1 pseudogene is annotated in these 684 nt (G+C 48.1%); it reads right to left on the bottom strand.

The features are described 5' to 3' along the window. Positions 1-84 precede the first annotated feature (84 nt). A pseudogene (locus ACFIKG_RS09675) lies at positions 85-684 on the bottom strand (hypothetical protein); the annotation flags it as partial.

Below are 684 nucleotides of genomic sequence, written 5' to 3'. Positions count from 1 at the left end.
AAAAGGACTTAAAAACATATAAGCCTGCTTATAGAACAGCTATCCATTTGACTTCTGTCATATCTTGGTTACTTGTGCATCCATTTATTCTTTCCATAATCTTATAAGAACAGCGCCATCAGCACCAGCACCACTTGGAGAAGAATCGTCATGAGCACCAGCACCGCCACCACCAAAACCACGCCCCGCTTTTCCTGAACTATAGGAACCTTTGCCTAGTCCTCCAGCGCCACCACGTGATGTATCACCTCCAGCATCGCCTCCATTCCCACTTGTTTTACTCGTAATTCCATTCGTTCCAGCATAACCATTTCCGCCTTTGGCGATTCCTAGATGTTCGTCTGTTGCTAAACCAAAGTTTCCACCTGTACCTCCAGCGCCACCAGTGCCTGAATAGAAGGTAGTCGTACTACCACCAAATCCCGTGTGAGATTGATAGGCAGAAACACCCCCACCCCCCTTTCCTCCTGTAGCGGTAATAAAATTCTTTCCAACGGCTGTTATTCCTCCAGACTTACCTGTTACAGTCCGCCCTGAAACAGAATCTCCTCCTTTACCAATAGCGATATTCTCATGACCCTTTAAACTCGCTTTATAACCATACCATACCGTACAACCGCCACCGCCGCCACCGCCTCCTAAGTAATAAGAATAACCACCCCCACCACTGCCGCCGCCACCCCA

It is taken from the genome of Bartonella sp. LB28NMGDW (assembly GCF_042194435.1).
GTDB classification, from domain to species: Bacteria; Pseudomonadota; Alphaproteobacteria; order Rhizobiales; family Rhizobiaceae; genus Bartonella; species Bartonella grahamii.
This window is presented reverse-complemented; position numbering and strand designations above follow the sequence as displayed.